This is a genomic window from Desulfatibacillum alkenivorans DSM 16219, from assembly GCF_900142135.1.
GTDB lineage: Bacteria > Desulfobacterota > Desulfobacteria > Desulfobacterales > Desulfatibacillaceae > Desulfatibacillum > Desulfatibacillum alkenivorans.
Window position 1 is genome coordinate 225,228 of sequence record NZ_FQZU01000004.1, and the last position, 17,355, is coordinate 242,582.

The 17,355-nt window shown below is 56.5% G+C and carries 15 protein-coding genes; 8 read left to right on the forward strand and 7 right to left on the reverse strand.

The window, feature by feature from the left end; genetic code table 11:
• The 3 genes from BUE18_RS05735 to BUE18_RS05745 all read right to left on the reverse strand — a co-directional run bounded on the left by BUE18_RS05735 (position 1) and on the right by BUE18_RS05745 (position 3,836).
• Positions 1-1,251, reverse strand: a complete 1,251-nt coding sequence (locus tag BUE18_RS05735; RefSeq protein WP_073473808.1) for a 2-hydroxyacyl-CoA dehydratase subunit D — start codon at positions 1,249-1,251, stop codon at positions 1-3.
• A gap of 76 nt (positions 1,252-1,327) precedes the next feature.
• Entirely contained in the window at positions 1,328-2,455 is a 1,128-nt protein-coding gene (locus tag BUE18_RS05740) for a 2-hydroxyacyl-CoA dehydratase subunit D (protein WP_073473810.1), read from the reverse strand.
• Between the two features lie 10 nt (positions 2,456-2,465).
• Positions 2,466-3,836 (reverse strand): PP2C family protein-serine/threonine phosphatase, encoded by a 1,371-nt coding sequence (locus tag BUE18_RS05745; protein WP_073473812.1) that lies wholly within the window; start codon positions 3,834-3,836, stop codon positions 2,466-2,468.
• A gap of 133 nt (positions 3,837-3,969) precedes the next feature.
• Between BUE18_RS05745 and BUE18_RS05750 the strand changes: the two genes are divergently transcribed.
• Positions 3,970-4,332 carry a hypothetical protein gene (locus tag BUE18_RS05750; RefSeq protein ID WP_073473814.1) on the forward strand — a complete coding sequence of 121 codons (363 nt, stop codon included), beginning with the start codon at positions 3,970-3,972 and terminating at the stop codon, positions 4,330-4,332.
• A complete protein-coding gene (locus BUE18_RS05755; RefSeq protein ID WP_073473816.1) occupies positions 4,329-4,715 on the forward strand; it encodes a type II TA system antitoxin MqsA family protein in 387 nt (128 codons plus the stop codon). The genes BUE18_RS05750 and BUE18_RS05755 overlap by 4 nt, the downstream gene beginning before the upstream one ends.
• Here BUE18_RS05755 and BUE18_RS05760 read toward each other — a convergent pair.
• Both BUE18_RS05760 and BUE18_RS05765 read right to left on the reverse strand, forming a co-directional pair.
• The gene (locus BUE18_RS05760; protein ID WP_073473818.1) at positions 4,712-6,529 is read right to left on the reverse strand and encodes an aldehyde ferredoxin oxidoreductase N-terminal domain-containing protein; all 1,818 of its coding nucleotides are present in this window, start codon (positions 6,527-6,529) and stop codon (positions 4,712-4,714) included. The genes BUE18_RS05755 and BUE18_RS05760 overlap by 4 nt on opposite strands.
• 14 nt (positions 6,530-6,543) lie before the next feature.
• On the reverse strand, positions 6,544-6,777 hold the full coding sequence (locus BUE18_RS05765; RefSeq protein ID WP_073473820.1) for a 4Fe-4S binding protein: 234 nt from the start codon (positions 6,775-6,777) through the stop codon (positions 6,544-6,546).
• A 261-nt stretch (positions 6,778-7,038) separates the two neighbouring features.
• Here BUE18_RS05765 and BUE18_RS05770 point away from each other — a divergent pair, with 261 nt between their 5' ends.
• On the forward strand, positions 7,039-8,481 hold the full coding sequence (locus BUE18_RS05770; protein WP_073473822.1) for an amidase: 1,443 nt from the start codon (positions 7,039-7,041) through the stop codon (positions 8,479-8,481).
• 6 nt (positions 8,482-8,487) lie between these two features.
• On the opposite strand, the gene BUE18_RS05775 is transcribed toward BUE18_RS05770, so the two are convergent.
• Together BUE18_RS05775 and eno are read right to left on the reverse strand one after the other, a co-directional pair.
• A complete protein-coding gene (locus BUE18_RS05775; RefSeq protein WP_073473824.1) occupies positions 8,488-9,477 on the reverse strand; it encodes a hypothetical protein in 990 nt (329 codons plus the stop codon).
• 72 nt (positions 9,478-9,549) lie between these two features.
• Positions 9,550-10,836, reverse strand: coding sequence for a phosphopyruvate hydratase (gene eno, locus BUE18_RS05780; protein WP_073473826.1), 1,287 nt, complete (start codon positions 10,834-10,836; stop codon positions 9,550-9,552).
• 164 nt (positions 10,837-11,000) lie between these two features.
• Here eno and BUE18_RS05785 point away from each other — a divergent pair, with 164 nt between their 5' ends.
• From BUE18_RS05785 to moaA, 5 genes are all read left to right on the forward strand, one after another.
• On the forward strand, positions 11,001-11,414 hold the full coding sequence (locus BUE18_RS05785; RefSeq protein ID WP_073473828.1) for a hypothetical protein: 414 nt from the start codon (positions 11,001-11,003) through the stop codon (positions 11,412-11,414).
• Positions 11,415-11,443: 29 nt separating this feature from the next.
• A complete protein-coding gene (locus tag BUE18_RS05790) occupies positions 11,444-11,875 on the forward strand; it encodes a pyridoxamine 5'-phosphate oxidase family protein (protein WP_073473829.1) in 432 nt (143 codons plus the stop codon).
• A gap of 723 nt (positions 11,876-12,598) precedes the next feature.
• On the forward strand, positions 12,599-13,858 hold the full coding sequence (hisS, locus tag BUE18_RS05795) for a histidine--tRNA ligase (RefSeq protein ID WP_073473831.1): 1,260 nt from the start codon (positions 12,599-12,601) through the stop codon (positions 13,856-13,858).
• Positions 13,859-13,920: 62 nt separating this feature from the next.
• Complete coding sequence (gene aspS / locus BUE18_RS05800; RefSeq protein ID WP_073473832.1) at positions 13,921-15,714, forward strand: aspartate--tRNA ligase; 1,794 nt, start codon at positions 13,921-13,923, stop codon at positions 15,712-15,714.
• Positions 15,715-15,827: 113 nt separating this feature from the next.
• Positions 15,828-16,826 (forward strand): GTP 3',8-cyclase MoaA, encoded by a 999-nt coding sequence (gene moaA / locus BUE18_RS05805; protein ID WP_073473834.1) that lies wholly within the window; start codon positions 15,828-15,830, stop codon positions 16,824-16,826.
• Positions 16,827-17,355: the final 529 nt, after the last annotated feature.

A 17,355-nucleotide genomic window follows, 5' to 3' on the forward strand; every position in this document is an offset into this window, starting at 1 on the left:
TTAAACCTGGCTTTTTTTTTCAGCCAGCATTTCCAAAAAAGCGTCTATGCGGACTTGAAACTGGGCGGTTGAAAAATTGCGGGCGTCCATGTGGTCGGCGTCGAATATCACGGAGGGGATGCCCAACTCTTCTTCCAAGGCCTTCTTGATATCCATTTGCCCCAGACTGATGGGAACGCAGGATTTGTTGCGGTGAAAAACAACGCCGTCAATGGCGTATTCCCGGCAGGCCTTCAAAACCATCTCTTTCCGCTTTTCAATGGAAACGCACGAAACCAGGGGGTAAGACATCAGGCTTTTCATGGCCAGCGCCTTGATCGGGTCCGCCGGATCAAGCCGGATGGACCATGCGGCCGAATAAGTTTCCGCCACCACCACGGCGTTGGCTTTTTCAAAATAATTGAACAGGCCCATGTTGTACCAGAGGGGGATGTTGTCCCAGAAAAGCCGGAGCTTCTCCTCTTCAATGACGCCTGTTCCCGACTCGGCGCGCTCTTTGATTTCGTCTCTGGCTTTGATTAGAAAATCAATGGCCTGCCGGGTTCCCTGGCGGGTGACCATCACGAACATGATGCCGATTTCAGCGGCGGAAAAAGGCGCGGGGATGGTTCGCCGAAAACTCATGATTTCGTCCCACAGGGCGCAAGCCTGATCGGACAGGACTACCACTTCCCGTAAGCGGTCCTGGTCCAGCTTCCGGCCCGTGGCTTTCTCCAGAAAATCAATCAGCCGCTGCATTTCCTGAATTGCATAGTCAACGTGGTGAGGGGCGATTTCCTCCAAGGCGACCTGAGGCAGGTCCGCCTTAAACACCTTGGCTTCGGGGAATCGCCGCTCCAGGGCGTGAAAGATCTTCATGACCGGCACGCACCCCCCGCCGGGGGAAATGAGCAGGTCCGGGGCGGGCAGACCTCCAAGCGGAATGGCAGGATCGGTCATGGGGCCGTTCACGTATCCGACAATATTCCTCAAGTAGCCGCAAAGGTCTCTGGAGTAGCCCATGCCTTCGCTGACTTCAAAATTTTTGGGAGTCAGGCCAAAGGCGGCGCAAACCGGAGACCAGTTTTCGGGAAAGACCGGTTGAAGATCCATGGCGTAAAACAGTTCTATGGCGCCGTTCATAGGCGGCATCCACCCGACGGGCTTGCCCTGCTCTTTAGCGGCTGCGCATTCCAGATAATATTCGCCCACCGCCTTGTTCAGCTCTTTTGCCGCCGCCAGCCTTTTGGTCGATTTTTTCGATTTTTCCATGCTTCGTTCCATACGTTGCGGTTTTGCAAATCTTTCCAAAGCCACTTGCCGGGGAAGGGCTCAGCAAGAGGCCGTCTCAGCCGGACATCCCATCGATCATTTCGACAAAGCCCTCCAGCCTCGTCTGCAATTGCCCCCCCATGCGCCAGCTTTCATCCATCTCCACAACCAAAACCGGAATCCCGGCCGCCTTCAAAAGGCGGGTCAGCTCGGGAATGTCCGCCAGATGAGGCGTGCAAAATTTTTGTATGAGAAAAACCAGCCCCCGGGCGCCTGTTTGCTCTATCCGGTCCATCAGCAAGGGAAACCGGTCTTCGGCCCTGCAACGGGAGGGGCAGGGGAATCTGTTCACATACCGGTCGATAAGCCTTTCCATGGGGCCGGAGCCGCTTCCGTCCACCGGCAATAGGTTCCGGTAACCCGAGCACAGGTCGTCGGCAACGATTCTAGCCCCGGCCTTCTCCATGGCGTCAAAAACCCCGAATGACTCCACCAGGCTGCCGGAAATCAAAACCGGAATTCCGCCCTGGTTTTCCGGGGAATCAAAAGGCTTCCGGCTTTCGAGTGCTTCCAGCATCTCGAGAAAGAGGTCGGGAGGCGTGACATAACCCGCCTGGGCGACAATGTGGCGCTCTTGGGCGTTAAGGACGGGCGCACCGCCTTTTTCAGATTGGAACAGGCTAAGCAGATTCCGCCGGATTACCGCGTACATATCCAGGGAAGATTGCAGCCTTTCCAGGCTGAACTCGCCTCCGGCCTGTTCCGCTTTATGAATGAACGCCTGGAATTCCTTTTGGAGATAGTCTCTTGGCGCCGGGGCGTCCGTATAAGGCAGGGGAAAGGTGTGGTAAAGCTCTCCCGGAATGTTCTCCTTCCAGATATTGGCCATGCCGCAAGACACGTCGCAGGTATAACCCTGGACTGCTCCCTTCAGGTATTTGAATCCTCCGTTCAAGGCTTTTTCCAGGGCGCATTTCATAAACGGGCAAATAAAATCCGGGACCAGGGAATAGGCCTGTTCCACAACGCCGGGCTCCCCCATGATACGGATCGGAACGAATCCGCAGGCATGGATCAACTCCACAGGCGTATACGTACAAAAATAGCCGATATGCTTTTCCCCGGCCTCCGCTTGGTCGAACAGCCTTTGGGAGCTTTGGGTTAAGCAATCGGCGAAGGGCTGTAAATAATCCGGCTGGCTCATGATTCCCCCCTTAGAACATGACCTCAAGAATAGTAAAGTCGTCGTCCAGATGCTCCGAATTCGCCAGGTTCCGGGCGTGGCTGTGCAGCAAGTCCAGGCGGGACTTCTCGGACGGTTTGGCTCTTGTCATGTAGTCGGCGAATTCCTGGTACCGCCAAACGCTTCCGTCCATTTTTCGCACCTCGTACACGCCGTCGGAAAAAATGTACAAAATTCCGCCTTCGGGAATGGTGCATGCGGCTTTCTTGTATTCCACATCCCGCATCCCCCCAATGACGAAGTTGGGCGTGCGGAGTTGGGAGACGTACGGCGCGCTGTTTCCGTTTTCTCCGAACAGCAGGGCCGGCGGATGCCCGCCGCTGGCATAGATCATTTGGCGCGTACTTTTGGAATACACCCCGTACCATATGGTGAAAAACATGCGGCCGTGGTCTTCGCCCGAAAAAGCCTGGTTCAAAGATTCCAGCACACTAGCCGGATCGGAGAAATCCGTCCGCGGCAATGATTGGGCGCGCAAGGCATTCATGATGGATACGGAGAGCAGCGCAGCCCCCACCCCGTGCCCGCTGACGTCGATGAGGTACAATACAAAACGGTCTTCGTCCAGCCAATGATGGCCAAAGGCGTCTCCCCCCAAAGCCGTGGACGGGATGAACCTCCAGTCCGTCCGGATGGGGCCTTCCATTATGGGCTCAGGCAGGATTTCCCGTACGTACCTGGCCGCCTCCTGCAGTTCGGCGTTCAGGTGGGAAAAGGCCTGATTGCGTTCCTCCAGGGTTTTTTCTATCTCGAGGTTTTTTTTCGAAAGCTGATTGTTGGCCTCGGTCAATCCCTGCTCCGCCCGGGTGGCGGCCTGAACGTAATAATGAATGAGCATAGACAGGGCGACGAGCGTGGTCAGGCTGGAAGAGAGAAAAAAGGCTTGGTATATGGTTTTGGAAAGAACGTAATCGCAGGCGGGCTCCTGGCAGTATAAATAGAGAGCCGTGAACACGGCGCATAAAAGCACAATGACGCACACCCGGATTTTTCCGCGCCATCGGGCGTTGAAAAAAGTCAGGCCGGCCAGGTATATCAAAAAATACTGAAAGCCCACGCCCCAACCAAGCACGTACACCCCGGCGACCTGATGCATAAGCAGTTCGGAAAAAGCCAGAAAAAAAGCAGCCTCATGCCTGGCGCGCAGATTGAGAATAAAGGCAATGCAAAAGACAGGCAAACTGTATGCGAAGTTAAACCAAGCCATTTCCTTGACGCAAAGCAGCCAGAACACAATCCCAAGGATCAGGTGGCTGATTCCGCCGAAGATATAAGCGAATCGCGTAATGACAAAAAACTTGGCGTTCTCGGGAGCGATATTTTCAGGAACGTTATATCCCACGTGCACCTCTTGGCTTTCTGCAATTCCGGCATTCCTTGGCAGACTATCCTAAATCCGGCATGAGAACAATATCTAAAGACCGGGCGTCCGATGCACTTTGCCAATTGGATATTTTTGCGTTATATTGCAGGGCATGAAAAGGCCGACGCACAAAGAGTTGTCCAAAAAACTTCGCGAAGCCCAGTCCTGCGCAGAAGAAGACCGCATCATGCTCATGAACCCGGCCAGCCTGGCTGCTGACGCGTTAAACATGGGGTATATGATGGACGACCTGTCAAAGGTGCTTCACGACGTGCTGGACGAAATCCGGCCGGAAAACTATGTGGGCATGTCGCCCCCCCAAAGATCCTATGAACAGGAAATCAACGGGGCCGACCTGTTTCCGTTTCGCTGGAAATCTCTGATCGTCAAGTGTCTGGCCTATCTTAAATTCGCCATATCCAGCCAGACCTTGTGGCTGATATCATTCCATCCCAACAGAAAGGCGCCGTTTTGAAAAATTCCGACCCCATATGCCCCGGCTGCGGCGCTTCCATGCCCTTGTGCACCAAAGAGGCGACCATCCAGTTTCGGGGCAGGGAAATCACGGTGGAAGTCGCCTGCCATGTGTGCCCGGATTGCGGGCTGGAAGCCGGAACCCCCGAGCAGGCCTGCACCATCCAGGCGGCCATTGCCGAAGCCTACCGGTTTCAGGAAGGCATGATGACGGGCCGGGAAATTACGGAGACCCGCTGGTCCAAAGGCCTGAGCCAGGAGGAGTTGGCGGAGAAAACCGGATTCCCCCTGCGCGAGATCCAATGCTGGGAAGCGGGCGCCATTCAGTCCAAAGAGCAGGACGATCTCCTGCGGCAAATCTTAACCGATGAATCTCCCGCCTAATCCGCGGGCATGGCCGGCGCTCCGGTTTCCGGGTTCCAACCCTGTTCAGCATAATATTCCCGAATCATCACCCCCACTTCCCCGGGCGTAATAGGCTTTCCGGTCAGGTAGTTGCAAAAAGGCGGCTCTTCAAACCATTTGGCCGGCGGCTCTTCATCCTTCCTCCCAAAGCCTTCTCGCATGTTGATGATTTTCAGCAAGGCCCAGGCGGCGTCGGCCCTGTCGCCGAGGTCGCTTCCCTGAGCGGGAATGCCCGTAACCGCCTGGTACAAGTCCGAACACAAATCATAGTTGTAAAAACGGTTGATCTGAGCCCGGGCGCATACGCCCAGCGAGCCCAGGATGGTAAACCACCGGTGCGAGTATTTGAGCAAACGGCCTATGTTCAGGTCCGTGGGGGCGCCCTCTCTCCATCCGGGCAAAATGCGGTCCAGGGCGTCGTCCGGGACGCCCATGCGCTTGAGGTGCTTGGGAAAAACCTCCAGGGGGCGTTGGGCGAAATAGGTGGGCGAGCCCCCCGACCCCACATGAGGCCCCCGCGGGTCCAGGATCTGCCCCAACTCCATGGTGCCGAAAAGGTTCCAGGGCAGGGGCGCCTTGGGTCCGGCGTAAGGCATCATGCCTTTGACCTTGTACGGCAAGTAAGGGGCCGCCTCCGGTCCGCAGCGCTCCAGGATTGCGTCCAGGCCTCGGGCTATCAAATCCCCCAAGCCTTGGCGATAAGCCGTCTTTTCCGCCCAGATTTTCATGGACTCAAACTTGGTCAGGTCAATGGGCGGGGTCGCCTCATCCGAGGATATGATTCCCGCGACGGCCAAATCTCCGGCAAAGCCGACGGCGGCGAAAAACTCGAACATGTCCATGGCAAAGCCGTCCAGCATGGTCATGAGGGTGACGGCTTCTTTGTGATCCTTCATGCCGAAGATGGTGGGAACGTATAGGTTCATGGCCGAACTGCTGGTTGCAATCAGGCCGGAGACGCGGATAATGTCTTTATCGCCGATGGGGCAGGATACGCATGCCATGCGGCGGACTTTCGCCTCGGAGTATTCCTCCTTGGAAATGATAGGCAGGGATTTCATCAGCCCCAGATCCTGCCATTCCTTGAGATAGGGATAGTTTCGTATATTTTCAAAAAGGTCTTTGGTGAGTTTTTTATAGGCCTTTCTGTCCGCTACGGTAATGCCGTTCATCCCTCGGGCTATGACCGCCTTCAGGTTTTTGGCGCCCATGACCGCGCCGAAGCCTCCCCGTCCCATGGTGGACAGGCGATCCACAAAAGCCATGGCGTAAGCCGCCTGGTTCTCCCCGGCCTGTCCGATCCCAAGCACTCCGGCGGGCCGGCCGTGCTTTTCCCACAGGGCGCGGCAGGCGTCTTCCACCCCCATTCCCCATAAAGACCCGGCGTCGCGAATGACCGGCGCGTCCCCTGTAATGTCAAGATACACGGGCCGGTCCGATTTGCCGGTGATCACCAGAAAGTCAAAGCCTGCGTATTTCATGAACGCGCCGAAGTTAACGCCCCCGGCCCCGCACCAGCCCACCGAACGGCTTTGGGGAAGCCTTGTCATGCCGTACACCCGGGAGGAGGCGGGAACACTGGTTCCCACCAGAGGTCCGGCGCCAATGATGACGGGGTTTTCCGGCGCGAGCGGCTCGGTGCCTGGAGTGATATTCTCGTAAGCCAGCCGAATGCAGCCGCCCAGTCCGCCTATATACTGCTCGCACAAATCCCGGGATAAAGGCCGGGATTCCAGTTCGCCGGCGCTTAAATCCACGTAAAGCACATTGCCTGCAAAACCGTTCCAATCCATGACGCCCCTCCTGATCAAGACTCTCTGGGCGTCTTGGACAACGCCCCGTAAAAGCACTGGTCCACGCACACGCCGCATTCCGTGCATTCCTCCGTAAAGGAAATCTCAGCCTCTTCGCCTTTGACAATCACCCGGATTCGCGCCAGCAACGGATTGAAAGCCCGGTGGTATAACTCGGAACAGGCCAGGCCGCATTTCATGCACCCGGTGCAGGAAGCAGCATCAATGGAAATGAGGAATTTGCCCATAAAGCCCCCTTGTGGATGGATAGGTAGGATGGATGAGTCTTCCGGTTGGATACGATTCAGGATATCACCCGGGCCGGAAAGCCGTCAAGCAACCCCAAACCCGGCGGTTTTTCCTTGACAATGATAAAGAAGGAGAGACGGCATCCATAAAAATGTTGAAATCTCCCTTCAATATTACTATCCTGCTTTTTCTTCGGGTGGAAAAGCAAAATCCTCATAATCTCAATTTTGTCAGCTCTTTTTTTTCGGGGGGGAATCTGTATGGACAAACTGCTTACTTTATCCGGGACAAAAATTGCGGCCATGATCCGCGAGGGAAAAATAACGTCCCGAAAAGCCGTGGAAACGCATATTGAACACGCCAAGAAAATCAATCCATGGATCAACGCCATTGTGGCGGACCGCTACGGCCAGGCCCTGGACGAGGCGGATGCAGCCGACGCATTTTTAAAGGAAAACGGGCCGGAAAAATGCCCGCCCTTTCATGGAGTTCCCTGTTCCATCAAGGAATGCTTTTCGCTAACCGGTATGCCCCATACCTCCGGGCTTGTGGCCCGCAAAGGCATTATCGAGAAAGAGGACGCCACGGCCGCGGCCAGGATGCGCCAGGCCGGGCTCATCCCCATGGGCGTTACCAACATTTCCGAGCTGTGCATGTGGATGGAGTCCCACAACAACGTGTACGGAACCACCAACAATTGCTACGACCTGGGCCGCATCGTGGGCGGCAGTTCAGGCGGGGAAGGCTGCATCGTGTCTTCGGGCGCTTCGCCTTTAGGCCTGGGATCGGATGTGGGCGGATCCATCCGCATGCCTGCGTTTTTCAACGGGGTCTTCGGGCACAAGCCCACGGGCGGCGCGGTTCCCAACACAGGCCAGATTCCCCTGGCCCATGGCAGGGTGGCCTTTTACTGCACCACCGGGCCTCTTTGCCGCAAGGCTGAAGACCTTATGCCTCTGCTGAAAATCATGGCCGGTCCGGACGGCGAAGATCCTGCATGCACGGCCATGGATTTAGGCGATCCCGCCTCCGTGGATTTTTCCAAACTCAAAATCCTGAGCGTGCCGGAAAACGGCGCCGTGCGGGTGCATCATGAACTGGTGGCCGCCCAGAAAAAAGCCGCGGACGCCCTTGAAAAATTGGGCGCTTCGGTCAAGCATCGCACGGTGAACAAGCTCAAATGGTCTTTCGCCATCTGGTCCAGTATGCTGAATCATCATCAGACCCAAGAATTCGGCGAACAGTTGGGACAGGGCAAGCGCATTCCCGTTTTCTGGGAGCTGTTCAAATGGGCTTTGAGGGCGTCGGACCATACTTTGCCCGCCCTGGCGCTGGCTTTAGGGGAGCGAATTCCCATGCCTGCGGAAAGATTTATCAAGATGGGCCGGGAATTGAGACAGGAATTGATCGAGTTGATCGGCCCGGACGGCGTTATGCTCTATCCCTCTTACAGCAAACCCGCCCCGCGCCACCTGGAGCCGCTGATGCTGCTGGACAATTTCGTGTATACGGCCATCATCAACGTGATGGGATTTCCGTCCACGCAGGTTCCGTTGGGGTTGAGCAAAAAAGGCCTGCCCGTGGGCGTGCAGGTTGTGGGAACGCCGGGAAACGACCACAAAACCATTGCGGTCGCCATGGAACTGGAAAAAAGCCTGGGCGGCTGGGTCGTTCCCAAGCTGGCGGAAAAAGTGAATCCTTAAGCCAGGCTATTGATTTTTGCCGTCCTGTCCGATGGTTTTTTTGAATACCTCAAAAGCGTTGTGAACGCCCTGCATCTCCTCGGAGACGGGATCCTGCGGCATGAGATGAGGCGCCGGCTCGTAAGCCCGCCTCATGCGCGAAACGTCAAAGGACTCGGGCGGGAAGGACGGGTTCATGGCGTAATTCACCATGGTTCGCTGGCTGACGATTTGCCCGTTGGACACAAAGGTGATGCGTCCGGGATACCTGTGGCGGATTTTCTTGCCGTCCTGCACCAGCAGCCCCTGCCAGTCGCTGTATTGCACTTCCAGGCTGTCCTGATTTCCGCCGGACGCCGCGCGGGTGACGATAAACCGAATGGGCAGAAAGGTGTTCTTCTCCACCCAAAGCTGGGGGACGGTTTCGTCCGGGAATTGGGCGCCGATGACAAACGCGGCCTTGCCCTGCCAGTATCCCAGGGAGCACACGTCCGTTCTCACTCCGGCCAGGCTCAGCCTTTCCTGAAGCAGCAGGGCGTTCCGGTACAGCAAGGGCTCCTTGAACAGGTCGTACTGATCTTCAAATTCGGAGATCAGATGATTGTTTTCCACTTTGGCCGCCCCGGCCGGAGACACCGCTAAAATCCCCAGGCCAGTGGGATACTTGATTTCCTCCCGGAATTTGTCCGGAAACTGGTACGAAACCGAGCCTTCCAAGGTCAAAGGCGCCAGAGGGGCCGGTTCTGCAGATTCTTCTCCAACAGCTTCGCCTTCCCGGCTCTCCATGCCTGACGAAGCCGCATCATTTTCAGGTTGAACGGCCTGCTCCGGTTGAATTTCCGGCGGCGGATACACGACGACCTGTTCGGCCACGGAAAGCCCTTTGGCCGGGCCCTGGGCTTTGACCATGAGTTCCAAAACCTGTTCGGCGGGCAGGACGTAAGCCTGGGCGGAGAAGGCGGTCAGGGAGAAAAAGGCCAGGGTGCAAATCAACGTGCGTCCGGAAAAAATCTTCATGCAGTCCTCAATATTACGGCTTCTTGCGGGAAAACAACGGGGGAGGCGGTCCGCCTCCCCCGCAGGTAACGATTATTTTTTGGAATCCGTGATCTTGTCAAAAGGAGTCCCAAAGCTCGCGGCTCTTCCCAGGTCCTCTTCAATGCGGATCAACTGATTGTATTTGGCCACCCGGTCCGTTCTGGACAGGGAACCGGTCTTGATCTGGCCGGCGTTCACGGCCACGGCCAGGTCGGAGATAAAGGTGTCTTCGGTCTCGCCGGAGCGATGGGAGATCACCGTGGTGTATCCGTAGCGTTTGGCCAGGTCGATGGTCTGCAGGGTTTCGGTCAGGGAGCCGATCTGGTTCAGCTTGACCAAAATGGAGTTGCCCACGCCCTTTTCAATGCCCTTCCTGAAAATGGTGGGATTGGTCACAAAAATGTCGTCCCCCACAAGCTGGATGGAACCCAGGCGTTTGGTCATTTCCTCCCAGCCGTCCCAGTCGCCTTCGGCCAGGCCGTCTTCGATGGAAACGATGGGGTACTTGGAGATCATTTCCTCATAGTAGTCGATCATCTGGGTGGTGGTCAGGCTTTTGCCTTCGCCCTTCAGTTCGTAGGTTCCCTTGACGCAGAATTCGCTGGCGGCCGCGTCGATGGCCAGGACAATGTCCTTGCCCGCCTTGTATCCGGCCGCCTTGATGGCGTCCATGATGCACTTGAAGGCTTCTTCGTTGGTATCCAGGTCTGGGGCGAAGCCGCCTTCGTCGCCCACGGCCGTAGCGTGCCCGCCCTTTTTCAGGATGGCTTTCAGGTTGGCGAAAACCTCGGCGCCCATGCGGACCGCCTCAGCGGCCGTCTTGGCGCCCTTGGGGATGATCATGAATTCCTGGATGTCCAGGCTGTTGGCTGCGTGCTCGCCGCCGTTGATGATGTTCATCATGGGCAGGGGCAGGGTCTGGCCGGCCACGCCGCCAAGATAGCGGTACAGAGGAAAGCCGAACGCGTCCGCCGCTGCACGGGCCGTCGCCAGGGACACGCCGAGTATGGCATTGGCGCCCAGCTTGGATTTATTTTCCGTGCCGTCCTCGTCCAGCATGGCCAGGTCCACGGCCGCCTGATCGGCCGCGTCCATGCCGATGATCAGAGGAGCGATGATTTCATTCACGTTCTTCACGGCCTGGGCCACGCCCTTGCCGCCGTATCTCTTGGATTTTTTGTCCCGGAGTTCCAGGGCCTCCCGCGTGCCCGTGGACGCGCCGGAGGGCACGGCCGCCCTTCCTGTGGCGCCGCTTTCCGTATACACGTCCACTTCCACGGTGGGGTTTCCCCTGGAGTCCAATATTTCCCTGGCTGTTACTTCCAGTATTTGAGTCATGACTTCCTCCGATCATGAGGTTTTTTAGGGCGCGTCAAGCCAGCGCCGAGGTTAAATCTTCTTTGGCTGTTAAACGGTCAATTATTGACAAAAATTTTAATTGGATGCTACCTAATCCTTGGATAAGATGTCAAGAATCGCCTGACCGGATAGAGGAAAAAAACATGGACCGCAACTCGCCCTATTACAAAGCGCATCTGGTAGTAGCCGCTGCACGCATCGCTGACCATAAGTTCGGAGTTCCTCCCACGGTTTCCCAGATCAGCGAAGTCACGGGGTACTCCGCCGAGGAAGTCCAGAATATATGCAATAATCTTGGTAGGATGGGAGTGCTGAAAAATGTGCTCGCCGGCGACGTGGAGCGGATTTACATCAAGGACCCCGCTCCGTTGGAAGATTTGCCAAAGGCTGCCCAGGGCAATGACATGGAAGCCGAAGTGGAAAAATTCGCCAAAAAGCAGGCCGAGCGCATGGCCAATATTTCAGTCCAGGCTAAAGACGAGAAGCAGCGAAAAAAGGATCTTTTCGCAGCACTGGAAAAAGAGCTCAAAGGCAAGGTGGGAGAATCCAAGTCTTGAGCAAACGGAATAAGAGTTAATCGCCCATCATGGAAAAAATATTCGATCTACTCGCCAGGGAGACTATGTGCGTCCTGGCCACCGACGCCGGCGGCAAGCCCCATTGCTCCCTCATGGCCTATATGCTGGACCGCCAGGGAAACGCCCTGATTATGGTTACGGGCAAGAATTCCGCCAAGCATAAAAACATGCAGGCCAATCCCAAGGTCAGCGTGATGGTGGACACCCGGGCCAGTTTTGACAAGGATCAAGACGAAAACATCCAGGCCCTGACCATCGCCGGAACCTACGGCCCCCAGGATCCCAGGGACCTCATGGAATTGACGCGGGCCTTTTTGATTATCCATCCCCGCCTCAAGCCCCTTTTGGATCAGGAGGATACGGAATTCTTCCGGGTGCACATCAATTCCATCCTGCTTCTTGACGGCCCCGTGGAGTCCACCTTCATCGAGTTGGATTAAGGCCTGACCCACAAAAAAAGCGGCCGTTCGTCCAGGTCCGTCGATCAGGGCGCAATAATCTGCATTGTAGCTGCGCCCCCCTGTGGGCGCCGATGGGCCGTGCGGAGCATTTCCAAAGTAGGGCAAGCCCTATAGCTACACGCCAAATTTAACCCCATTGGCTTCATAAGCAATGTAGGGCGCAGGGCTTGCCCCGCTGGGAAGGCGCCCCATGTATTTGGGGTGGCCCAGGCAATGCTGTTTATTGCCTGGGTTCGCAGAACACAAGGCGCGGCCGGAAAAGATAGTAGGAATCTGGGATGCCCGGCGGGCGTATGGGGTTGGTTGAATTCCCGCTTTTTATTTGGTTTTGGGTAGAGCGTTCGGCCGCAGTAAAATTTTAATTTTCTCATAGAACTTTAGTCGCCCCTTTTGCGCTAACGCGCCCTGGCAAGGCGCTGCCTTTGCCTGGGCCACCCGTGCCAGACAGCCGAGGCGTGACAATTTGCATTGTAGCTGCGCCCCCCTGTGGGCGCCTATGGAGGCGCCCACAGGCGCGTCTAAAGTAGGGAAAGCCCTACCCCTACAAATCGAATTCAACCTTTCCCTATTTCCTGCACAATTTCGTTCCAATTGGATTAATCCGCCTTATCCCCTAAATATTCCCTTGATTTAATTCCCATGTTTTGCCAATTATGATCGTTTACCGGGTTTTGCCCGGAAATCGCTTTATCGGAGCTTAAAATGATCAAATTAATTCGCGGATTCAGGGACATACTCCCCGGCCAGGTGGAATTGTGGCAGGATATTGAATCCAAGGCCCGCGTCCTTTTGGAAAATTTCGGGTTCAGGGAAATCCGCTTGCCCATTATGGAAAGCACGGAGCTGTTCGCCCGGGGCATCGGCGCGGATACGGACATCGTGGAAAAGGAAATGTACACCTTTCCCGACTCCAAGGGCCGGGGCCAGACCCTGCGGCCCGAGGCCACGGCTTCTGTGGTGCGTTCGTACATCGAGCACGGCTACGCCGGGTCCGACCCGGTCCAGAAGTTTTACACCATCGGCCCCATGTTCCGCCACGAACGTCCGCAAAAAGGCAGGTACAGGCAGTTTTATCAGATCAACGCGGAAATGTTCGGCGTGGCCTCGCCTTTGGCGGACGTCCAGATCATGTACCTGCTGCACCTGTTCTTTACGGGCCTGGACGTGCCGGACGTGGTCACCCACGTGAACTCCCTGGGATGCCCCGAATGCCGGCCCAAGTTCCGCGAGGCCCTCATCTCTTTCGTGTCCGACAAGATGGACCGCCTGTGCTCCGATTGCCAGCGCAGGGCTGAGGCAAACCCGCTGCGGGTTATTGACTGCAAGGTTCCCGGTTGCAAGGAAGCGGTGCAGGGCGCGCCTTCCATCCAGGATCATTTGTGCCCGGACTGCAAGGAGCATTTCCAGGCGGTCATCGAGGGCCTGGACGATCTGAACGTGCCTTACGAAATCGACCCCCGGCTGGTGCGCGGGCTGGATTATTACACCCGCACCACCTTTGAGGTGCAAACCACCCTCTTGGGCGCGCAAAACGCTGTGGCAGGCGGCGGCCGGTACGACGGCCTGGTGAAAGTTTTGGGCGGCAAGGAAACCCCGGCAATCGGCTTCGCCGTGGGATTCGACCGTTTGGCTGCCTTGCTGGGCGCCGAGGAAAAGGATTTCACCGTTCCGCCCGCCTTGTTCATCGCTGCTTTGGGGGAGGACGCCCGCAAAATAGCCTTTGGATGGCTGTGTGACTTCAACGCCAGGGGCCTGCGCGCGGAAATGGATTACGAAGGCAAAAGCCTGAAAAGCCAGATGAAGCAGGCCAACCGCTTTAATGCGGGGCGCGTTTTGATATTGGGCGAAAACGAACTGCAAAACGGCATGGCTGTGTTGCGGAACATGAATACCAAAGAGCAGGAGGAGGTTGCCTTGGACGGCCTGACGGACCGGGTCGCCGCCTTGATAAATCAGGGATAAACGGCATTGGAAAGCAACTAAAAACCTGTTCATTTTAAATAGTTTATAAAAAAGGGCAAACAATGGCAGACTTACTGGGAAGCATGAGACGGACTCACAACTGCGGAGTCCTTCGTAAAGAGGATACAGGCAAGACCGTAACGCTTATGGGCTGGGCCCAGCGTTGGCGCGATCACGGCGGCGTTATTTTTATCGATCTGCGCGACCGGTATGGAGTCACCCAGGTGGTGTTCAACCCCGAGCATAACGCGGACGTGCACAAGTTGGCCGATACCATCCGCAGCGAATGGGTCATCGCCGTGCAGGGCGAAGTTCTGGAACGCCCGGACGGCATGGTCAACCCCAAGATGGAAACCGGCGAGATTGAAGTCATGGTTTCCGAACTGAAGATCCTCAACAAGTCCAAGACCCCTCCGTTCATGGTCGAGGACAACGTGGAAGTCTCGGAAAACCTGCGCCTGGAATACAGGTACCTGGACCTGCGCAGGCCCCGGATCGCCAAGAACATCATGCTCCGCCATCAGGTGGGGGCGTGCGTCCGCGCGTTCCTGAACGAAAACGAGTTCCTGGACATCGAAACCCCGGTTCTGACCAAAAGCACGCCCGAAGGCGCCCGTGATTATCTGGTGCCCAGCCGCGTGAACACCGGCCTGTTTTATGCGCTGCCCCAAAGCCCTCAGCTTTTCAAGCAGCTTTTGATGGTGGCCGGCTACGACCGGTATTACCAGATCGTCCGCTGCTTCCGCGACGAGGACCTCCGCGCCGACCGGCAGCCCGAGTTCACCCAGATCGACCTTGAAATGTCCTTTGTGGGCGAGGAAGACGTCATGGGCATGGCCGAACAGATGATCGCCAAGGTGTTCAAGGAGGTCATGGGCAAGGAAGTCAAAACGCCCTTCGACCGCCTGACCTACAAGGACGCCATGGACCGCTACGGCCTGGACAAGCCGGACCTGCGCTTCGGCCTGGAGTTGAAAGAGGTTTCCTCCATTGTGGAAGGCTCCGACTTCAAGGTTTTCGCCTCAGTGGTGAAAAAAGGCGGCATGGTCAAGGCCATGAACGCTAAAGGTTGCGCCCATTTTTCCCGAAAAGTCATAGATGATCTGACCGCCTTTGTGGCCGTGTACGGCGCCAAAGGCCTGGCCTGGATCAAGGTGAAGGAGGACGGCTCGTGGCAGTCGCCCATCGCCAAGTTCTTCACGGACGACGAAAAGGCCGCCATGGCAGATGCCCTGGACATGGCGCCCGGCGACCTTATCTTCTTTGTGGCGGATAATATCAAGGTCACCAACGACGCTTTGGGACACCTGAGAAACCGGGTGGCCAAGGAGCTTGGCCTGATCGACGAAAACGAATTCCGCTTTGTGTGGGTGACAGAGTTCCCCCTGGTGGAATACGACGAGACGGAAAAAAGGTATGTGGCCCTGCACCACCCTTTCACCGCGCCCATGGAGGAAGACCTGGACCTGTTGGAATCCGATCCCGGCGCAGTACGCTCCCGGGCTTACGATATGGTCCTGAACGGAACCGAGCTTGGCGGCGGCAGCATCCGTATCCATCAGCCGGAAATGCAGGAAAAGGTGTTTAACATGTTGGGCCTGGGCCAGGAGGAAGCCGAGGAGAAATTCGGATTCCTGCTGAAAGCCCTGGCTTTCGGCGCGCCTCCCCACGGAGGACTGGCCTTTGGGTTCGACCGCTTGATCATGCTTTTGAGCGGCGAAAACTCCATCAGGGACATCATTCCCTTTCCCAAGACCCAAAAGGCCGCATGCCTGCTTACGGACGCCCCCTCCGAGGTGGCTTTCGAGCAGTTGGCCGAACTGGCGCTCAGAATTAAAAAGGATCCTGCAAGCTGAGGCGTCCGCAACAGGCAGTGAAGCGTCTCTTGTAAAAACGACCAAGCCGTCTGGAATTCGCCCGCTCAGAATAAAAAGCGGGAAACGAGGTTGTCATTACGAAGGATAAGCCCATTACTCAGCTAAACACGGACAGATTCTCCCGCACCATCAGCTACCTGCGGGTGTCCGTGACCGACCGCTGCAATCTGCGTTGCTTTTATTGCGTGCCCGAGGAAGGCCTGCCCTTTCTCGGGCATAAAGACGTCCTGTCCTACGAAGAAATCACCGCCATCGTCCAGGCCGGAGTGCGCCACGGCATTCAAAAAGTCCGCATCACTGGCGGCGAGCCCCTGGTGCGCAAGGGCATCGAAGATCTGGTGGCATCCATTTCCGCGCTGCCGGAAATCAAGGATCTCGCCATGACAACCAACGGCGTGCGTCTGGCCTCCATGGCCCATGATCTGAAAAAGGCGGGCCTGCACCGGGTGAACGTCAGCCTGGACAGCATGAAGCCCGAGGTGTTTGAAAAAATCACCGGCAGGAATCATTGCCAGGAGGTCAAGGAGGGCATCGAAGCCGCCCTGGACGCAGGGTTGGATCCTGTGAAGATCAACGTGGTGGCCGTGGCGGGCGTGAACGACTCGGAATTTGCGGATTTCGCCAAGTTGACTATAAACAAGCCCGTGTCCGTCCGGTTTATCGAATACATGCCCATTGGCAAGAACATGCATTGGGCCGAGGATCGGTCCATATCATCTGATGAAATTCGTGAGATCATAGAAAAGCAGCTCGGACCCATGGCGCCCGTCACGGAGCACGGCCCCCTGGACGGCCCGGCAAGAAGGTTTTCTTTATCCGGAGCGCAAGGGGAGATCGGGTTCATCAACGCTATTTCCGGCCATTTTTGCTCCACATGCAACCGCCTGCGTTTGACGGCCGACGGCAAAGTGCGGCCCTGCCTGTTTTCCGACAAGGAAATCGATGTCCGCTCGGTCCTGAGAAACGGCGGCGGCCCCTCCGACCTGGACGCCGTATTCACTCAGGCCATCGCTCAAAAGCCCCGGGGCCTGGACTCCGCCAAAAGCGAAAAGCCCGGCTGCGACCGCAGCATGTCCTCCATCGGAGGATAAGTTGGCCTTTTTCTCGTTTCCATGGCCCCCGTGGGAATGTATGCAGAACTATCTGAAATTAATTTTATTTTATACATTGAAAGCGCTCATCGAAATGGACGGCCGCGGCAGGGCAGTACACTGCCGGGGTCGCAACGCGACAGGGAATTAAGCCTCACAGATTATAGAATTCAAAGTTTTATTTCACACAGGCGGCCCATCCAAAACCAAAATCCGGATTTCAAGCCATTCTGTACGCCCGCCAAGCATTCGCAATTTCCGCAATCTCCTTGGCCGCGCCTTTGTTCTTCAAACCCAGGCAGCAAACTGCGCTGCCTTGGCCGCCCCAAAACAGCGTCCACAGGGGGGCGTCTGCATTGTTTACTTCAACCGGAATTGATGACTTGGGCGGGCAGAGGCAGGCCCCTGGCGGCATTGCCTCTTTTCGCGCCTGCTTGGAATTTCCTGGAATTTCCTTGACAAAAACCGGGGCGGCTTGGTAAAGGAAAGGCGTTTGACTGAGCGCTCGTTCAGTCGGTGGGCAGTAACC